The sequence below is a fragment of the Vibrio sp. 1CM8B genome (genome assembly GCF_023161685.1).
In the GTDB taxonomy this organism is placed as follows: Bacteria; Pseudomonadota; Gammaproteobacteria; order Enterobacterales; family Vibrionaceae; genus Vibrio; species Vibrio coralliirubri.
In genome coordinates this window covers 19,570-37,163 of the sequence record NZ_JALNTU010000023.1, presented here as the reverse complement: position 1 = coordinate 37,163, position 17,594 = coordinate 19,570, and the positions used below count along the sequence as shown (strand labels likewise).

At 45.7% G+C, this 17,594-nt stretch carries 15 protein-coding genes; 6 read left to right on the top strand and 9 right to left on the bottom strand.

Annotated features, from left to right (window positions below; genetic code table 11):
• Positions 1-381: 381 nt before the first annotated feature.
• From fre to trxA, 6 genes are all read right to left on the bottom strand, one after another.
• Positions 382-1,095 carry an NAD(P)H-flavin reductase gene (gene fre, locus MSG36_RS23505; RefSeq protein WP_017055264.1) on the bottom strand — a complete coding sequence of 238 codons (714 nt, stop codon included), beginning with the start codon at positions 1,093-1,095 and terminating at the stop codon, positions 382-384.
• Between the two features lie 20 nt (positions 1,096-1,115).
• The gene (locus MSG36_RS23500) at positions 1,116-1,385 is read right to left on the bottom strand and encodes a 2Fe-2S iron-sulfur cluster-binding protein (protein ID WP_008224727.1); all 270 of its coding nucleotides are present in this window, start codon (positions 1,383-1,385) and stop codon (positions 1,116-1,118) included.
• Positions 1,382-3,223, bottom strand: coding sequence for a 4-hydroxy-3-polyprenylbenzoate decarboxylase (ubiD, locus tag MSG36_RS23495; RefSeq protein WP_050649546.1), 1,842 nt, complete (start codon positions 3,221-3,223; stop codon positions 1,382-1,384). Before ubiD ends, MSG36_RS23500 begins: the two co-directional genes overlap by 4 nt.
• A gap of 98 nt (positions 3,224-3,321) precedes the next feature.
• The gene (locus MSG36_RS23490) at positions 3,322-4,317 is read right to left on the bottom strand and encodes a hypothetical protein (RefSeq protein WP_248369900.1); all 996 of its coding nucleotides are present in this window, start codon (positions 4,315-4,317) and stop codon (positions 3,322-3,324) included.
• 111 nt (positions 4,318-4,428) lie between these two features.
• The gene (rho, locus tag MSG36_RS23485) at positions 4,429-5,688 is read right to left on the bottom strand and encodes a transcription termination factor Rho (RefSeq protein ID WP_017062978.1); all 1,260 of its coding nucleotides are present in this window, start codon (positions 5,686-5,688) and stop codon (positions 4,429-4,431) included.
• Between the two features lie 200 nt (positions 5,689-5,888).
• Positions 5,889-6,215, bottom strand: coding sequence for a thioredoxin TrxA (trxA, locus tag MSG36_RS23480; protein WP_010440700.1), 327 nt, complete (start codon positions 6,213-6,215; stop codon positions 5,889-5,891).
• Positions 6,216-6,326: 111 nt separating this feature from the next.
• Here trxA and rhlB point away from each other — a divergent pair, with 111 nt between their 5' ends.
• Positions 6,327-7,637 (top strand): ATP-dependent RNA helicase RhlB, encoded by a 1,311-nt coding sequence (rhlB, locus tag MSG36_RS23475; protein WP_248369898.1) that lies wholly within the window; start codon positions 6,327-6,329, stop codon positions 7,635-7,637.
• Between the two features lie 6 nt (positions 7,638-7,643).
• Entirely contained in the window at positions 7,644-9,137 is a 1,494-nt protein-coding gene (gppA, locus tag MSG36_RS23470) for a guanosine-5'-triphosphate,3'-diphosphate diphosphatase (protein WP_050622236.1), read from the top strand.
• Between the two features lie 520 nt (positions 9,138-9,657).
• On the opposite strand, the gene MSG36_RS23465 is transcribed toward gppA, so the two are convergent.
• The 3 genes from MSG36_RS23465 to recQ all read right to left on the bottom strand — a co-directional run bounded on the left by MSG36_RS23465 (position 9,658) and on the right by recQ (position 12,773).
• The gene (locus MSG36_RS23465; RefSeq protein ID WP_048613244.1) at positions 9,658-10,329 is read right to left on the bottom strand and encodes a 7-cyano-7-deazaguanine/7-aminomethyl-7-deazaguanine transporter; all 672 of its coding nucleotides are present in this window, start codon (positions 10,327-10,329) and stop codon (positions 9,658-9,660) included.
• Between the two features lie 244 nt (positions 10,330-10,573).
• Positions 10,574-10,885, bottom strand: a complete 312-nt coding sequence (locus MSG36_RS23460; protein WP_017061332.1) for a DUF3630 family protein — start codon at positions 10,883-10,885, stop codon at positions 10,574-10,576.
• 49 nt (positions 10,886-10,934) lie between these two features.
• Positions 10,935-12,773, bottom strand: a complete 1,839-nt coding sequence (recQ, locus tag MSG36_RS23455) for an ATP-dependent DNA helicase RecQ (RefSeq protein WP_017065746.1) — start codon at positions 12,771-12,773, stop codon at positions 10,935-10,937.
• Positions 12,774-12,952: 179 nt separating this feature from the next.
• On the opposite strand from recQ, the gene rarD reads away from it, so the two are divergent.
• The 4 genes from rarD to ggt all read left to right on the top strand — a co-directional run bounded on the left by rarD (position 12,953) and on the right by ggt (position 17,352).
• Complete coding sequence (gene rarD, locus MSG36_RS23450; protein WP_017061330.1) at positions 12,953-13,861, top strand: EamA family transporter RarD; 909 nt, start codon at positions 12,953-12,955, stop codon at positions 13,859-13,861.
• A gap of 86 nt (positions 13,862-13,947) precedes the next feature.
• Positions 13,948-14,742, top strand: a complete 795-nt coding sequence (locus MSG36_RS23445) for an AraC family transcriptional regulator (protein WP_248369902.1) — start codon at positions 13,948-13,950, stop codon at positions 14,740-14,742.
• A gap of 98 nt (positions 14,743-14,840) precedes the next feature.
• Complete coding sequence (locus MSG36_RS23440; protein WP_248369896.1) at positions 14,841-15,503, top strand: LysE family translocator; 663 nt, start codon at positions 14,841-14,843, stop codon at positions 15,501-15,503.
• Between the two features lie 91 nt (positions 15,504-15,594).
• On the top strand, positions 15,595-17,352 hold the full coding sequence (ggt, locus tag MSG36_RS23435; RefSeq protein WP_248369894.1) for a gamma-glutamyltransferase: 1,758 nt from the start codon (positions 15,595-15,597) through the stop codon (positions 17,350-17,352).
• Positions 17,353-17,594 lie beyond the last annotated feature (242 nt).

The following is a 17,594-nucleotide window of genomic DNA, read 5'->3' as shown; positions in this document are numbered from 1 at the left end:
TATCTAACGATAAAACGTTTTGATATTCATCAACGAGTGCCCACACAGATTGATAGGTTTAAATTGTTAAAGAGCTTAACTTCTTGAGCGTTCCTTTTAAGTAAGGAGCCTCTCGAAGTGGACGGCCATTCTAGCGAATTAACATTCAGTGTCAAACACTTTTTGAAAATTAATTTTTTGTCGCTTTCCGTCTTACTGATTCTTGCTGAAGCCTTGTGGCGTCTGCCGTCTCAGTGGTGTCGCATTATAGGGAACCCTCTCAGCTTAGCAACTACTTTTTCATAAAAAATGAATAAATAGGGGTTAACTGCCTAATAGTTCACCTAAACGTAAAAAAGAGAGCATTTCTGCTCTCTTTTTGCTCAAAACCTAAAGGTATTGTTAGATAAATGCGTAAGCATCAGCGTACATATGGTCACGCTTTGCTTCTTTATTCTGAGTAAATAGGTCTCTTGCAGCGCCTGCCATTTCAAAACGACCTGCAATATAGATATCGAAATCAGCTAATGATTCGAAACTTTGCGTTATAGCCTCAAGCACATTACCTGTTTGACCGTGCCAAACTTCCGGTGCTTCTTCTACTACCGGTACAAAGTGCACATTGCTATGCTTTTCTGCAATGCCAACCAACTCTTCTTTCGCATATAACTGGCACTCATCTTTTGCGCCCCAGTATAGGTAGATCTCTTTCGAGCTATTTTGCGCGATGCAGTGATCAAGAATAGAGCGCACGTAGCTGAAGCCAGTACCACCAGCAATAAGTAATAGAGGGCGATCGCTTTCTTCTTTGATCCAAGCATCTCCGTGAGGCGCATCAATCGCAATATCGCCATCTTCAGCTTGTGCCTTCTTCATCGCTTCAACCACTTCTAGTGCGTAAGCGTTGTGCTCGGCAGCACCAATGTGCAGTTCAAGCTCACCTTCGTGGCGGCAAGGGCTACTTGCGATAGAGAATGGGCGCTTATCTTTCTCGCCCATTTCAACCATCAGGTACTGGCCCGCTTTAAAAGCGACTGGTGTTTCTGGGTGAAGTAGGATTTGGTAAGTATTACAAGCCAAAGGCTCGATAGACTTCACTTTACATTTAATAGTCATGTTCTTCCTCTTACTAACCCTTAATCGGCAAAGGTTAGAACTAAATTACTTTCTGCAAATGCTTGGCAAGCAAAAATCCAGCCTTGTTGCTGCTCTTTCTCTGTGAGCATGGGTTCAAGGTGGTAACTCACTTGCCCTTCTAATTTTTTGCACATACACATTGCGCATGCGCCAACCTGGCAACGGTTTGGGAAATAGATATCGCTGTTGAGCGCAGCATCCAAGACCGTTTGCCCTTTTTCTACTGTGAAACTGATGTTTTCTGGGTATAAGACTACTTGGTAGCTCATGAAATTCCTAGCTGTTCCCAGATGCTATCAATCTTTTTCACGACATCAGGATCTTTTGTGATTGGTACACCCCACTCACGCAAGCATTCACCTTCCCACTTATTGGTCGCATCGAGGCCCATTTTTGAGTGTCCAGTTTCGTTCTGTAGGAATAACGTATCTCTCGCAGGATCCATTCTGGTCGTTACCGCCCAAATGATGTCATTCCAATCGCTCACGTTGACATCGCCGTCACACACGATAACAAACTTGTTCTCATCAAATTGAGACCAAACCGCTTCCATGATTTTCTTACCATTACCGGCAGCTTGCTTATCAATAGACACCACAACCATGCTGGCATTGTCGTTTTGCAGGTGAATATCAATAATTTCAGGATGAACCTTGGTTAACTCAGCCAAGCTACCTTCTATATGTTCACTATTTACAGGTGCTGTTTGGACATCTGGCGATAACGCTAACTCTGCGTCCCACTTCTTAGTGATATCTAGACCCATCTTAGAACCCAACCCAACCACGGGTGAGGCAAAATCCAATGAATCGATCGGCGTGTTCTCTATCATCAGGCTATCGCGTGACGGATCCATATGTTCGCACATCGCTGCGGTTACTTGAGACCAATCACGTGCATTCACATCTTCATCACACACCAATACAAATTTGGTGTACATGAATTGGCGTAAGAAAGACCATACACCCATCATCACTCGCTTAGCGTGACCTGGGTATTGCTTCTTCATGGTCACTACTGCCATTCGGTACGAACAACCTTCAGGCGGTAGATAGAAATCTTCAATCTCTGGGAACTGCTTTTGAAGAATAGGCACAAACACTTCATTTAGCGCAACACCTAATACCGCAGGCTCATCAGGTGGACGGCCAGTATAGGTGCTGTGATAGATAGGGTTCTCGCGCATGGTTACATGAGTAATAGTAAACACATGGTGCTTTTCTTTCTCGTTGTAGTAACCAGTATGATCTCCGTAAGGCCCTTCATCTGCGAATTCATTCGGGTCGATGTAACCTTCCATCACGATTTCTGCACTTGCAGGAACTTCTAAGTCGTTGCTGATTGATTTAACGACCTCAGTTTTACTACCACGCAGTAAGCCTGCAAACGCGTACTCAGATAAAGTATCCGGCACTGGCGTAACCGCACCAAGAATGGTGGCAGGATCAGCACCAAACGCTACCGATACTGGGAATGGTTTTCCTGGATTGGTTTCCATCCAATCACGCAGATCCAATGCTCCACCACGGTGGGCTAACCAACGCATGATAATTTTATTCTTACCGATCTTCTGTTGACGATAGATGCCTAAGTTTTGGCGTTTCTTGTTTGGACCACGAGTAACCGTCAAACCCCATGTTAGCAATGGCGCGACATCGTCAGCCCAACAGCTCATCACGGGAATTTTATCTAGGTCGACGTCATCGCCTTGCCATACCACTTGTTGGCAAGCCGCTTTGCGAAGGCGTTTAGCCGGCATGTTTAAGACTTGCTTAAATACAGGCAGTTTATCAAGAGCGTCTTTAAAGCCTTTTGGTGGCTCAGGTTCTTTTAGGTAAGCAAGCAACTTGCCCACTTCACGCAGTTCTTTGACTTCCTGACGCCCCATACCAATAGCAACCCGATTAGGTGTACCAAATAGGTTGGTCAAAACAGGCATGTCATAGCCTACTGGATTTTCAAACAAAAGAGCCGGGCCACCAGCACGTAGAGTACGGTCGCTAATCTCGGTCATTTCGTAGTCTGGATCGACTGGGTGAGAAATGCGTTTCAACTGACCAATACTTTCAAGATGGTCGATAAAATCACGTAAATCTTTAAAACTCATAGGACTTCTACATGCTGATTATTCTGCGCTCAGTATATCAAAAAGGGTGACGCTGAGGTCCCCCTTTTTAGTGTGGTTATTGAGAGGCAAAATCCACTTTACGGTAATGCTTGCTCGATCAAAGAGCTCTTCACCTGAGGGTTATCATTGACGAGATCTTGCAACCATCGCGTATGACCTTGTTTGGCGAGTTCACGCGCGACTAATGGTGCTTCATCAGCAATCGCCATCCTAGAGACAAGGAACAGCTTCACCTCTTCTGATAACGGGTTAACTTTGGTAAGCAAAGTAATCGCTTCATCTTTCAAACGCGGGTTTTTAGTCGCCGCCATTACTTGTTCAAGCGCGAACGTTTGTTTGGTTTCAGCAAGGCGGACTAGCTCAGCTTGGCTATGATAATCGGCCTTCATTCGCCATAGAATTTTGTAGACCTCTGGGTCTTCGCTCACTTGCGCTAATCGAACCACCACCTCAGTAGAAGGTAACCAGCTAACAATAGAAGATGCAGTGAGTTGCTTAGTTAGGTAATCAACCGCTTCAGGAGACAAACTGTCTAGCTCTCTAATGAGCAACGCTTCTCGCGTTTGAACTTGATGTTCAGATCCAGATAACCACTCTTTTAGGTCGAGTTCCTGTTTCTCTGCATCTAGTACAAATACCAATGTCTTCTGATCTTGACGCCATTGTTTAATAAGGCGATTAGCAATTGAAGGGTAATTAAAGGCAGGTACCGTAAACTCATAGCCATCTCCACGTTCTAAGACTTGATAAGTGGGCGTGATAGCAAGTTGCTGCTCAATGAAGATAGACATCTTGGGTGTGAGTACGATTTTTTGCTGTTCAAGCTTCTTCAAGAGTTGGTAACGAGCCACCTCTTGCTGGGGAAATGTCAGGCGCTCAAGCGCAAAGCGTAGCGAATTGACTTCGTCACGTACGACAAGCTCGAGTAGTTCAGCAGTTTTCAGTTTTACTTGATCATTCTCAAGCCAAGACTCTACTGTAAGTGGAGACATCTCGGTGGCATAGCTCATACCAACCGGTGAAAATAACAGTGAAGTAGACAGGAGTAATGATGACAACAGTCCATGTCGCATTTTAACTTCCTTGTAACACTTTTATTCATTCTGCAAGCTGTCGCTACAAAATGCAAATAAAAAGCGCCACCCGAGGGCAGCGCTTATTAAATAACGATCAGCTAATCAATATTACTGACGACGCATTGCGTCAAAGAACTCATCGTTCGTTTTCGTCATTGCTAGCTTGTCGATAAGGAATTCCATTGCGTCGATTTCGCCCATTGGGTGAACAATCTTACGCAGGATCCACATCTTCTGTAGTTCATCGTTCTTGGTAAGAAGCTCTTCACGACGAGTACCAGAGCGGTTGAAATCAATCGCTGGGAACACGCGTTTTTCAGCAATCTTACGGTTAAGGTGCAGTTCCATGTTACCTGTACCTTTGAATTCTTCGTAGATAACTTCATCCATCTTAGAACCAGTATCAACCAGTGCTGTTGCGATGATCGTTAAGCTACCGCCTTCTTCTACGTTACGTGCCGCACCGAAGAAACGCTTTGGACGATGTAGAGCATTCGCATCAACACCACCAGTAAGAACTTTACCTGATGAAGGGATCACAGTGTTGTAAGCACGAGCTAGACGAGTAATAGAATCCAGTAGGATAACTACGTCTTTCTTGTGTTCAACAAGGCGTTTCGCTTTCTCGATAACCATTTCTGCAACTTGTACGTGGCGAGATGCTGGCTCATCGAATGTTGAAGCAACTACTTCGCCTTTAACTAGACGCTGCATTTCTGTTACTTCTTCTGGACGCTCATCGATAAGTAGAACCATTAGTTCACACTCAGGATGGTTACGTGCAATGCTTTGAGCAATGTTTTGCAGAAGCATTGTCTTACCCGCTTTAGGCGGAGCAACAATCAGACCACGCTGACCTTTACCAATTGGAGATGCGAGGTCAAGAATACGAGCCGTAATATCTTCAGTCGCACCATTACCCGCTTCCATCACCATACGTTCGTTAGCGTGAAGAGGAGTAAGGTTTTCGAAAAGAATCTTGTTACGAGCGTTGTCTGGCTTGTCGTAGTTAACCGTGTTTACTTTAAGCAGTGCAAAGTAACGCTCACCGTCTTTAGGTGGACGGATTTTACCGCCAATAGAGTCACCTGTACGTAGGTTAAAACGACGAATTTGGCTTGGTGATACGTAGATATCATCTGGGCCAGCCAGGTATGAACTGTCGGCGCTACGTAGGAAACCAAAACCGTCTTGAAGAATTTCTAGAACACCATCACCAAAGATGTCTTCACCACTTTTTGCATGCGCTTTAAGGATGGAGAAGATAATGTCTTGTTTTCTTAGGCGAGCTTGATTTTCAAGACCTAAGCTTTCGCTAAGTTTAACAAGCTCAGACACAGGTCTGTTCTTCAGTTCAGTAAGATTCATAGTGGTGGAAGTTTGTTTAGTCAAAATAGGATCTGTTTTCTTAAGTTAAGAAGGATTTGGTCACAGGATCGACCAAGAAGAGAAATTCGTTCAATTAACGTGCGATAAATTAGCACTAAAACTAAGACTAGTCCATAGCTTAGAAAAAACAAAACCGCGCATTTGTTAACTGCACGGTTTCTTTTCAAATGCTGACCTGATTATAGGTTAGCGTCTAAGAACTCTTTAAGTTGAGTTTTAGATAATGCACCAACTTTAGTCGCTGCTACGCCGCCATCTTTGAAAAGAAGTAGCGTTGGAATACCGCGAATACCAAACTTTGGTGGAGTACCAGCATTTTGGTCGATATTTAATTTACCGATTGTGAGCTTGCCTTCGTACTCGTCTGCGATTTCATCAAGAATCGGCGCAATCATTTTACATGGACCACACCATTCTGCCCAAAAATCAACAAGAACAGGGCCTGCAGCGTTGATTACATCGTTATCAAAACCGTCATCAGTTAGCTGCAAAATCTTATCACTCATCTTCCACTCCAATGTATTTTTTAGAACTGGTTGGATGATAACCAGTAAATAGATGCCCTATTGGAATGTATTTACTTTCGTATTGCAAGCTTAAGCTGATATTCTATAGCAATGAAAAAGACGCATATCACAGAGCAAAAGTTCGCCGACTTGGATTTACTTCCGCAAGTCATTGAAGGATTGGAGAAAAAAGGGTTCGATTATTGTACCCCTATCCAAGCCTTGGCGCTCCCGGTACTGCTCACCGGCCAAGACATTGCAGGCCAGGCCCAAACGGGTACTGGTAAAACGCTTGCGTTTCTTACTGCTACTTTTAACCACCTGCTAAAAACACCTGAGCATGAAGGGCGTAAGCCTAACCAGCCACGTGCGATTATTATGGCACCAACGCGTGAACTCGCGATTCAGATCTACAACGATGCTGACTCTCTGGTTGAAAGCACAGGTATCAAGGCAGCACTTGCTTACGGTGGCGAAAGCTACGACAAGCAACTAGGTAAAATCGAAGAAGGCGCAGATATCTTAATTGGTACAACTGGCCGCATCATCGATTTCTACAAGCAGAAGGTATTTAACCTTAACCACATTCAAGCTGTTGTTCTTGACGAAGCTGATCGCATGTTCGATCTTGGTTTCATCAAAGACATCCGCTTCTTATTCCGCCGTATGCCTGAGCCAAAAGATCGCCTGAACATGCTGTTCTCTGCGACATTGTCTTACCGCGTACAAGAGCTAGCGTTCGAACACATGCACAACCCAGAGCATGTTGTTGTTGAGCCAGAGCGTAAAACAGGTCACCGCATTCAGGAAGAGCTGTTCTACCCATCAAACGAACACAAAATGGCACTTCTGCAGACTCTAGTTGAAGAAGAGTGGCCAGAGCGCGCTATCATCTTCGCTAACACTAAGCACAAATGTGAGTCTGTTTGGGGTCACCTAGCTGCAGATGGTCACCGTGTTGGCCTGCTAACTGGCGATGTTCCTCAGAAGAAACGTGAAAAGATTCTTGAGCAATTCACTAAAGGTGATGTTGACCTGCTTGTCGCAACCGATGTTGCAGCACGTGGTCTACACATTCCTCAAGTAACACACGTATTCAACTTCGACCTACCTGATGACTGTGAAGATTACGTTCACCGTATCGGCCGTACAGGTCGTGCTGGTGCAAGTGGTCACTCGATCAGCTTTGCTTGTGAAGATTACGCAATCAACTTGCCACCAATCGAAGAATACATTGAGCACGCTATCCCTGTGTCTGACTACGATGCTTCTGCACTGCTAGAAGATCTACCAGCACCATTGCGCTTACGTACACGTAACCCGCAACAACGTCGCTCAAACAACAATGGCCCACGCAACGGTAGCCGTAAACCAAACCAAAACCGTCGCCCACGCCAACCGCGTCATAACAAGGAAGCTTAGTCGCTTATGAGTCAAACAGTGTCACCCCCGCTTTACGCTGCAATCGACCTCGGGTCGAACAGTTTTCATATGCTCGTTGTGCGTCATATCGATGGCAGCGTACAAACCATGGCTAAAATTAAGCGCAAAGTGCGTTTAGCTGCAGGCTTAGATGAAAATAATGCGCTTAGTACAGAAGCCATGCAGCGCGGTTGGGACTGTTTGAGTCTCTTTGCAGAGCGACTGCAAGATATTCCGAAAGAAAATATCCGCATTGTCGGTACAGCGACCCTACGTACTGCTATCAATGTGGATATATTTCTAGAGAAAGCGAACCAGATCCTTGGTTACGACATCAATGTTATCTCCGGTGAAGAAGAAGCTGCGACTATCTATAAAGGCGTAGCACATACTTCTGGTGGCAGCGGCCGCCGACTGGTTGTAGATATTGGTGGCGCAAGCACCGAGATGATCATTGGTGAAGGCTTCTCAGCGAAAGCACTAACCAGCCTGAAGATGGGCTGTGTTACTTGGCTTGAGCGCCACTTTAAAGATCGCCAATTAACCGCAACCAACTTTAACAACGCCATTGAAGCGGCGAAGTCGACGTTGGCTCCTATCCTAGATAGCTACACTGATATCGGATGGGATGTGTGTGTGGGCGCTAGTGGTACCGTTCAAGCACTGCAAGAGATCATGTTGGCGCAAGGCATGGATGAAGTGATTACTCATGCCAAACTTAAGCGCCTACAGAAACAAGCGATGATTACTGAGCGCTTGGAAGAGCTAGAAATCGAAGGACTGACCCTTGAACGCGCATTAGTGTTCCCGAGTGGCCTTTCTATTCTTATTGCGATTTTTGAGCTGCTTGAAATAGATTCAATGACACTCGCAGGCGGTGCACTCCGTGAAGGCCTAGCCTACGAGATGGTTGATGAGCTACGCCAAGAAGATATCCGTGCACGTACCATTAAGAGTGTTCAATCACGCTACCAAATGGACGTAAGCTACGGTGAACAAGTTGCTGTCGTCGCACAAACGCTGCTAGACCAAGCAGGCGCCGAAACCTGGGTTTCAGAACCTCAAGCTGGCGTGCTATTGCAAACGGCAGCTAAGCTTCACGAGATTGGTTTAACCATCGATTTCAAAAAAGGCGGTGAGCACAGCGCTTACCTGCTGCAGAACTTAGACCTACCTGGCTTTACTCGAGCGCAAAAGCACTACTTGGGTGAGTTAACTCGTCGCTACCGTGAACAGTTAACCTCATTACCAGAGCAACACGCTATCTCAGGTACCAGCAGCAAGCGTATCTTACGTATTCTGCGTTTGGCTATTTTGTTGACTCACCGTCGTAATCCAGACCTTGAGCCACAAGTGACACTGACAGCCAATGGTGACAACTTAACGCTCACCATCGATAAGCAATGGCTTGCGAGTAATCCACTGACCGCCGCTGAACTAGAGATCGAATCCAACCGTCAAACAGACATTGGTTGGCCTCTGACGATCGCAGAGTCGTAATTCTTACACCTGTTTAGATACACAAAAGGCCTTCACAATTGAAGGCCTTTTTATTACTCACTTCCCTGCACGCTTCCTTTGCACACTTCATCTCATAAACTCCATTACGAGAGTGCTCACTTCGAACCATCGAATTATTCCGATTGAATAGAAAATGCTTTCTTCCACTTTTTACGGCGATAGTCGCTGTATACACAGTAGAGTTTGAAGGTGATAAGGATGAACATGGCGAGCCTCATAATGACAAAGAGCCGCCATTCTACAAACGTACACGTTCACCACATCACCAAAGGAGTACCATTCAATAATAACGATATAAAGAAAACATAAACCAACTACTTATCAATTACTTATAATAAAAAAACAAGTTATCTGGGTAGTGCATTTGAAGGTACAGAGGGAGAAAATCGCTAGAGAAGAGAAGAGAAGAGAAGAAAAATAGAGGGGAATAAGCGCCCTTCAACTAAAATCAAAGGGCACTGAATGATTAAGGTCTTATCGAACTATCGATAGTAAAAAGCTATACGTTCACGCCTGTCGCTTTAAAGTCAGGGTTCACTGCGGTTAGCTTTCTAACAATGTAGTTAAGAAGCACACCGTACATAGGCACGAACAAGCCTAAGCTGATGATAAGTTTGAATCCGTAATCGACTAAGGCAATCTCAGTCCAATGCTCGGCCATGAATGGATCTGGGCTTTGATAGAACGCAATCGCAAAGAACGCGATGGTATCAATGGCATTACCGAATAACGTTGAACACGTTGGCGCAACCCACCACTGTTTAAGCTGACGTAGGCGGTTGAACACATGCACATCCAAGATCTGACCCAATAAATAAGCCATGAAGCTCGCCGCGGCGATACGTGCAACAAACAAGTTGAACTCACCTAATTGGCTAAAGCCTTGGAATGAACCTTCAAAGAACACCACTGACAAGAAATAAGAAACGGCCAGTGCAGGCAACATCACTAAGAAAATGATTTTACGAGCAAGCTGCGCGCCAAAAATGCGTACTGTCAGATCGGTCGCTAGGAAGATAAACGGGAAAGTGAAAGCGCCCCAAGTGGTGTGCATACCGAAGACGGTAAAAGGTAGCTGAACCAGATAGTTGCTTGACGCAATAATCACCAAATGGAACAAAACTAATAGTGCTAGGGCTTTGCGCTGTTGCGCAGGGGTAAAGTTACTCATGCTGTACCTTTTTAGTTTGGTTTGGGGGTGAGGGAACCCAAATCGAGTCATTTCTTAGAAAAATCCAAGAAAGCTCTTACCAATAATGTGAATTAAAAATGTATCTAAAAATTGCTCTGCTGAGCGGCGGGCGATTATACATTAATCAATATTGGCTGCAACGGTGAGAACAAACGCAAACGTTTATTCTCACTTTTATTGGTGAATAGCGCTAGAAGCTGTGTTTTAGAAGAGATGCCAAAAGTTAGAAACCGCGCTTGAAAAGCGTCGCGAGATAATCAAACTCTTCTCGGCTTTCTTCAGCGTTTAACGACTCAAACCAAATTGATTCACTGTAATGTTCAGACTTTAAGAACATTCGGCAATCTTCAAAATCAATCAGCCAAGAATGCATATCGGCGTCCCATTGTTTTTCAACAACTGACGCTGACAGCAACGCCACCAGCTTTTCACCTAGCACTTCGTAAGAATCAAAATCAAAACTTGGAGACGTAATCAATAAACGCCCTTCCTCAGCCAGATACTCTCTTAAGCCAAATTCTGTTTGTGTTGTCATGTCCCTATTAACCTTATTCTTTTTCTATTAGTTAGACGTTTCTTGCAAACTAGCCGTGTGTGGTAATGTGTTCTTGAATCAAATCTAGGAATGGGTCTGCGTACTTATCCAGTTTACGTTGACCAACACCGTTGACTGCCAGCATTTCTCCGTATGAGGTAGGCAGTATTTCAGCCATATCAATCAAGGTCGCATCACTGAATACCACATAAGGTGGCAAGCCATCTTCATCAGCAATCGACTTACGCAGCTTTCGCAGCTTCGCAAACAGCTTCTTATCGTAGTTCTTACTGCTCAGTTTATCGGACTTCGCATTACGCACCGCGGTATCTAAACGAGGTACAGCCAACTCCAAAGACATCTCACCACGCAGCAGCGGACGGGCTTCTTCTGTTAGCTGTAATGTCGAGTTACGAGTGATGTTTTGGAACAACAAACCTTTATGAATCAGCTGACGGAAGATACTGATCCAGTAATCGTGGCTATGGTCGCGGCCAATACCGTAGGTAGACAGCTTATCGTGACCATTATCGCGGACACGGATATTCTGCATACCACGCATCACTTCGACCACGTAGCCCATACCAAACGACTGATTCACGCGGTACACACAAGACAACGCCTTTTGCGCTTCTTGGGTCGCATCAAAATGCTTGGGTGGATCGAGGCAGATATCGCAGTTGCCACATTGCTTCTCACGATACTCACCAAAGTAGTTAAGCAGAACCTGACGACGACAGGTTTGCGCTTCTGCAAAAGCACTCATCGCGTTCAACTTGTGCATCTCAACCTGTTTTTGCGGGCCTTCTTCTTTCTCATCCAGCATACGACGCAGCCAACCCATATCGGCCGGGTCAAACAGCATCATCGCTTCAGCAGGTAAACCATCACGACCTGCACGGCCAGTCTCTTGATAGTAAGACTCGATATTGCGTGGGATATCAAAGTGCACCACAAAGCGTACGTTGGGTTTGTTGATGCCCATACCGAAGGCAACAGTCGCGACCACGATCTGAATATCATCGCGTTGGAAGGCTTCTTGAACGTAAGCACGCTCATCGGTGTCCATACCAGCGTGATAACCCGCGGCGCGAATACCGTTATTGCATAGCTTCTCGGTCACCATCTCCACTTTCTTACGGCTACCACAGTAGATGATGCCGCAATTGCCCTTTTGTGTTTCTAGGTAGCGAACCACCTGTGACACGGGTTTGTGCTTCTCAACCAAGTTGTAGCGAATATTAGGGCGATCAAAGCTGCCTAAGTAAGTGTGCGGATCCAGGAGTTGCAAACGCGAGATAATATCTTTACGCGTGGCATCATCAGCGGTTGCTGTGAGCGCCATGTAAGGCACATGCGGAAAATATTGTTTAAGCTGACCTAATGATGCGTATTCAGGGCGGAAGTCGTGACCCCATTGAGAGATACAGTGCGCTTCATCCACCGCAATCATCGAAAGCGGTAAGCCTTGAAGACGTTCGATAAAGTCACGCATCAACACACGCTCTGGCGACACATAAACCATTTTTAGCTGACCTGAGTTCATGCGATTGAACACATTCAGCAATTGGTCACGTGGCATTGAAGAGTTAATACACTCAGCGGCAACACCATTGGCCTTCAGTTGATCGACTTGGTCTTTCATCAACGAGATCAGCGGCGAGATAACCAGAGTCAGTCCTTCACGAACCAAAGCCGGAATTTGGTAACACAGAGATTTACCACCACCGGTTGGCATAATCACCAAGCTATCTTTGCCTTCAACGGCCAAATCAATGACCTCTTGCTGACCATCGCGAAAGCTTTGATAGCCAAACACATCTTGTAAGATGGTTTGCGCATCATTCGCGGGAGTTGGTATTTGCTCAGCAATCAGAGTGGCGGTCATTGTGGTTCCTAATTGAGGTATGAAATCAGCAAGCATTTTCGGCAAGCAAGTCGCACATTGTAGAGGGGAACGCTGGCGAATTAAACCGCAAATTGTTAGGTGAAAAGGGTTATCGCTCCTATACTGACCAACTCTCTTATAAATCTTATTAATAAGCACTCAGTGCTAGAGAAAGATGCATGACACAGGAAGAACAACAACGTACGCGCCAGGGAGTTTTGCTTGCCGTCGGCGCCTACACAATGTGGGGGATCGCCCCTATATATTTCAAATCTTTAAGTGACGTTTCCCCGTTAGAGATCCTCAGCCACCGTGTAGTATGGTCTTTTTTCCTACTCGCTTTCTTACTGCACATTGGCCGCAGCTGGCGTAAAGTTCGTGACACCCTGACCTCAAAACCAAAAATGCTCTATTTGGTGGCGACATCTATTTTGGTGGGCGCTAACTGGCTAATCTTTATCTGGGCGGTCAACTCCAATCACATGCTCGATGCCAGTTTGGGGTATTACATCAACCCGCTGATTAACGTGTTGCTCGGAATGCTCTTCCTCGGCGAGCGCTTACGTAAGCTGCAATGGTTTGCAGTGGCTCTTGCTGCGATTGGCGTATTAATCCAATTAATTGCCTTCGGCTCAGTACCAATCGTCGCCATTGCCCTAGCCTTTAGCTTTGGCTTTTATGGCTTGCTGCGTAAGAAAGTCAGCTTAGAAGCACAAACGGGATTGTTCATTGAAACTCTGGTGATGCTGCCTCTTGCCGCAACCTACTTACTGTTTATTGCCGATAGCCCGACCTCAAACTTATCGATGAACCCGATGCAACTCAACCTGTTATTGGTTGCTGCCGGTGTGATTACCACGGTTCCATTACTGTGTTTCACTGGCGCTGCAACTCGCTTGAAGCTATCGACACTCGGTTTCTTCCAGTACATCGGTCCAAGCTTGATGTTCTTACTGGCAGTTCTGATTTACGGTGAAGCCTTTACATCAGATAAAGCGATCACCTTTGCTTTCATATGGGGAGCACTGGTTATTTTCAGCTTTGATGGCCTGCGTAACAACAAGAAGAACAAACGCGCTAAACAGTGATATTGATCGTTTTTTACAAGACAATCCCTTAATACGCAGATAAGCTTGGTTGAATTGATGACTATTTGACCAAGCTTTTTTGTACCATGGATAAAGTCCACTATTACTCCACCCCAACAGAAGATATCAGCCTGATCCAAGCTCAATACCAAGAGTTTGCCTTTCAGCGCCACTATCATTTGGACTTTCACATTGGCTTGATTACCCAAGGGCAGCAAAAATTCGCCTATAAAGGGACAAGCCACAATGTTGGTGCAGGCCAAGTGGTTATCATGCCACCTGATGAGCTGCATGATGGGCACTCCAAACTCGATTCAGGTTATCAAGTCAGTGTGTTTGCAGTTTCTCCTCAATGGTTTCAAGATCTTGCCGATCCCAAGCAAAATGGTCACACATTAGGCTTTTCAGAGTTGATCCTCTCCGATCAAGCTGCGTTTTTACAATTACGCAACTTGCACGGTCTGTTAATCAATCAAAACATCAGCCAACTCGCTCAAGATTGCTTACCATTCGAGGGGTTCTCGACGATTGTCGATCGTTATGCCAAATTTGGATCGAAGAGCGACATCAAACTGGGCAATCAATCGATTGATACGCTCAAAGACTATTTAATGGCGAATTTGGATCAACCAGTACGATTAGAGCAACTGTCTGAGCTGTGCGGCTTAACCACAACTCAATTCCAACGCCACTTTAAGAATAGAATGGGCATCACCCCTTACGCGTGGCTGAGCCGTTTACGTATGGAACAGAGCATGCGTCTGATTAAGTCTGGGATATGTGGTACTAAGGTCGCGCACCAAGTAGGCTTCTATGATCAAGCACACTTCTCCAAGGCATTCAAAACCACATTCGGCGTACCACCCTCACAAATCAACTAAGTGTTGATAATTTACAATTGCTCGATTTCAAATCGCGGTAAGCTACGCTCAATACGATTACTTATTTAATAATAGCGGCAACGTTATTGAGAACTGACATGAACGAAGTCACCATACTGATCACCCTCGCCTCTATCCATTTCATCGCTTTGATGAGCCCCGGCCCAGACTTTGCGTTAGTAGTGCAAAATGCGACACGCCACGGCAGACAAACAGGCTTGTACATTGCGCTTGGTTTATCTTGCGGGATCTTACTGCATTCGTTACTGAGCCTGACGGGAATCAGTTACCTAGTCCACCAGCAACCAACCCTATTTGCCATTATCCAATTGGCTGGCGGTAGCTACTTGCTGTACTTAGGCTACGGTGCACTTAAAGCAACCTGGCAAATCATTCAGAACCACGACGATGAAGACGATACCGTCAATGCCAAAGATCTGATTCTGACCAACAAGCGTCAGGCATTTTCGAAAGGGTTTGCGACCAATATTCTCAACCCAAAGGCTTTGGTGTTCTTTATTAGCTTGATGTCGAGCTTAGTGCCTGCCGACATGTCTCTATCAGGTAAAGGCTTTGCGCTTATTATCCTGTTTGGCCTGTCTCTGTTTTGGTTTTCACTACTGGCGTGGATGCTTTCGACTAAGGCTCTACAGAAAAAACTTAGCGAAGCAACGGTATACATCGATGGCTTATGTGGCGTGGTATTCAGCCTGATTGGCACGAGTATTCTTTGGCAGTCGCTGTCCGGTTTAATCGCTTAAATTCGAATCAAGATTACAATTCGTTAACAACGTACTGGCTATCTAATCTTTCCACTGCCAATCTAGCTCTGCATATTAAAAGGAGAAGATCATGCAGTGGAAAACAAAACTAACAACCCTCGCCACTTCTACCCTACTTTTTGCCTCTCATGTCAGTTGGGCAAATCAAGCTGCCGACTCCATCGCACCCGAACAAAGTAGTGGTTTAGAAACCAAACAACTCGTTAAAGCCAATGATTGGATGGTCACCGCAGCCAACCCTCTTGCAACACAAGCCGGTGCTGATGTACTTGCTCGTGGTGGCAACGCTATTGACGCCATGGTTGCCGTGCAGCTTATGCTTGGCTTAGTGGAACCTCAGTCATCAGGTATTGGTGGCGGCGCGTTCCTTGTCTATTTTGATGGTAAAGACAAACAGCTCAAGACCTACGATGGCCGTGAAACTGCGCCGCTTGATGCCACACCACGTCTATTCCAAGACGAAAACGGACAACCGCTTAAATTCTATGATGCCGTGGTTGGCGGTCGTTCAGTTGCCACGCCGGGCACGGTGCAATTACTGTGGGACACTCACCAGAAATACGGCAAGCTAGAATGGGCATCACTGATTAAACCTATCGCCCAACTGGCGGAAGAAGGTTTCACCATCAGTCCACGTTTAGCCACCTTGATTGAGAATGACCAAGAGCGACTGAGCCGATTTGCGACAACTAAAACCTACTTCTTCAATGCCGATGGCAGCCCGAAAGCCGCTGGCACGCAACTTAAGAACCCTGAATACACGGCAACGTTAAACGCTATCTCGAAGGATGGTGCTAAAGCCTTCTACCAAGGTGATATTTCTGCCGACATCGTTAACACAGTACAAACAGCGAAGGGTAACCCGGGCGTATTGGCACAGAAAGACTTCGACGCTTATTCGATCAAGCAACGCGAACCGGTTTGTTCTGCTTATGAAAGCTACGATATTTGCGGAATGGGACCACCAAGCTCTGGTGCGTTAACGGTCGGACAAATCCTTGCAATGACTGAGCAATTTGACCTCAAGTCATGGGGGCCAAACGACGCAAAATCTTGGCAAGTGTTAGCAGACGCTTCTCGCTTAGCCTTTGCAGACCGTGGTATGTACATGGCAGACCAAGATTATGTGCCTATGCCAACCCAAGGGTTAGTGAATACTGACTACTTGCAGGAGCGTGCTCAGTTAATTACCGCAGGTAAGGCATTAGACAGCGCACCTTCAGGCACCCCACCGTGGGATCATGCGATGCAGAGAAACCAAGATGTTTCTATTGAGTTGCCGTCCACCAGCCACTTCAATATCGTCGATAGCGATGGCAATGTCGTATCTATGACTACCACTATTGAGAATGCCTTTGGCTCACGTTTGATGGTTAGAGGTTTCCTACTCAACAATGAACTGACGGATTTCTCATTCAAGACCCACAACGATGGCAAACCTATCGCCAACCGACTTGAACCGGGTAAGCGTCCGCGCTCTTCTATGGCACCGACCATCATCATGCAAGACGATAAACCTTACATGGCGATTGGCTCTCCGGGCGGCAGTCGTATCATAGGTTATGTGGCGCAAGCTATTATTGCCCACACCCAATGGGACATGGATATCCAGCAAGCGATCAACCAACCGCACTTCCTAAACCGTTTCGGAACCTTAGATTTGGAAAAAGGAACATCGGCGGAAAACTTCAAACCTGAGCTAGAAAAGATGGGATTTGAGGTCAACGTTCGCGATCTAAACTCGGGTTTACACGCGATTCGCATCACAAAAGATGGCTTAGAAGGCGCTGCAGACCCTCGTCGTGAAGGTGCGGCTATCGGCCAATAAGAGAAAATACTCCCTTTTTACTCCCTGTCTTGTGCGAGATCTCTCACAAGGCAGTGAGTAAATATCGATATTTAACTGCGAAATTAAGCACCAAGATATCGTAACCAACTGAAAATAAACAATACGTACGTTTATCATTCAAATAATTATATAGAAATTCGCTTGTGCATCATTGCTGATAAATAAGGAATCGGTAATATGAATGGTGTCGGAAGGATGCTGACACGGAACAGGAAACGCCA

Bases quoted from the DNA above. Each gene is read 5' to 3' on its own strand.
- MSG36_RS23500 (WP_008224727.1), bottom strand. From the start codon at position 1,385: ATGAGCTACCAAGTAGTCTTATACCCAGAAAACATCAGTTTCACAGTA.
- rarD (WP_017061330.1), top strand. From the start codon at position 12,953: ATGACACAGGAAGAACAACAACGTACGCGCCAGGGAGTTTTGCTTGCC.
- fre (WP_017055264.1), bottom strand. From the start codon at position 1,095: ATGACTATTAAATGTAAAGTGAAGTCTATCGAGCCTTTGGCTTGTAAT.
- ubiD (WP_050649546.1), bottom strand. From the start codon at position 3,223: ATGAGTTTTAAAGATTTACGTGATTTTATCGACCATCTTGAAAGTATT.
- MSG36_RS23465 (WP_048613244.1), bottom strand. From the start codon at position 10,329: ATGAGTAACTTTACCCCTGCGCAACAGCGCAAAGCCCTAGCACTATTA.
- recQ (WP_017065746.1), bottom strand. From the start codon at position 12,773: ATGACCGCCACTCTGATTGCTGAGCAAATACCAACTCCCGCGAATGAT.
- rhlB (WP_248369898.1), top strand. From the start codon at position 6,327: ATGAAAAAGACGCATATCACAGAGCAAAAGTTCGCCGACTTGGATTTA.
- MSG36_RS23440 (WP_248369896.1), top strand. From the start codon at position 14,841: ATGAACGAAGTCACCATACTGATCACCCTCGCCTCTATCCATTTCATC.
- MSG36_RS23490 (WP_248369900.1), bottom strand. From the start codon at position 4,317: ATGCGACATGGACTGTTGTCATCATTACTCCTGTCTACTTCACTGTTA.
- MSG36_RS23445 (WP_248369902.1), top strand. From the start codon at position 13,948: ATGGATAAAGTCCACTATTACTCCACCCCAACAGAAGATATCAGCCTG.
- trxA (WP_010440700.1), bottom strand. From the start codon at position 6,215: ATGAGTGATAAGATTTTGCAGCTAACTGATGACGGTTTTGATAACGAT.
- ggt (WP_248369894.1), top strand. From the start codon at position 15,595: ATGCAGTGGAAAACAAAACTAACAACCCTCGCCACTTCTACCCTACTT.
- rho (WP_017062978.1), bottom strand. From the start codon at position 5,688: ATGAATCTTACTGAACTGAAGAACAGACCTGTGTCTGAGCTTGTTAAA.
- gppA (WP_050622236.1), top strand. From the start codon at position 7,644: ATGAGTCAAACAGTGTCACCCCCGCTTTACGCTGCAATCGACCTCGGG.
- MSG36_RS23460 (WP_017061332.1), bottom strand. From the start codon at position 10,885: ATGACAACACAAACAGAATTTGGCTTAAGAGAGTATCTGGCTGAGGAA.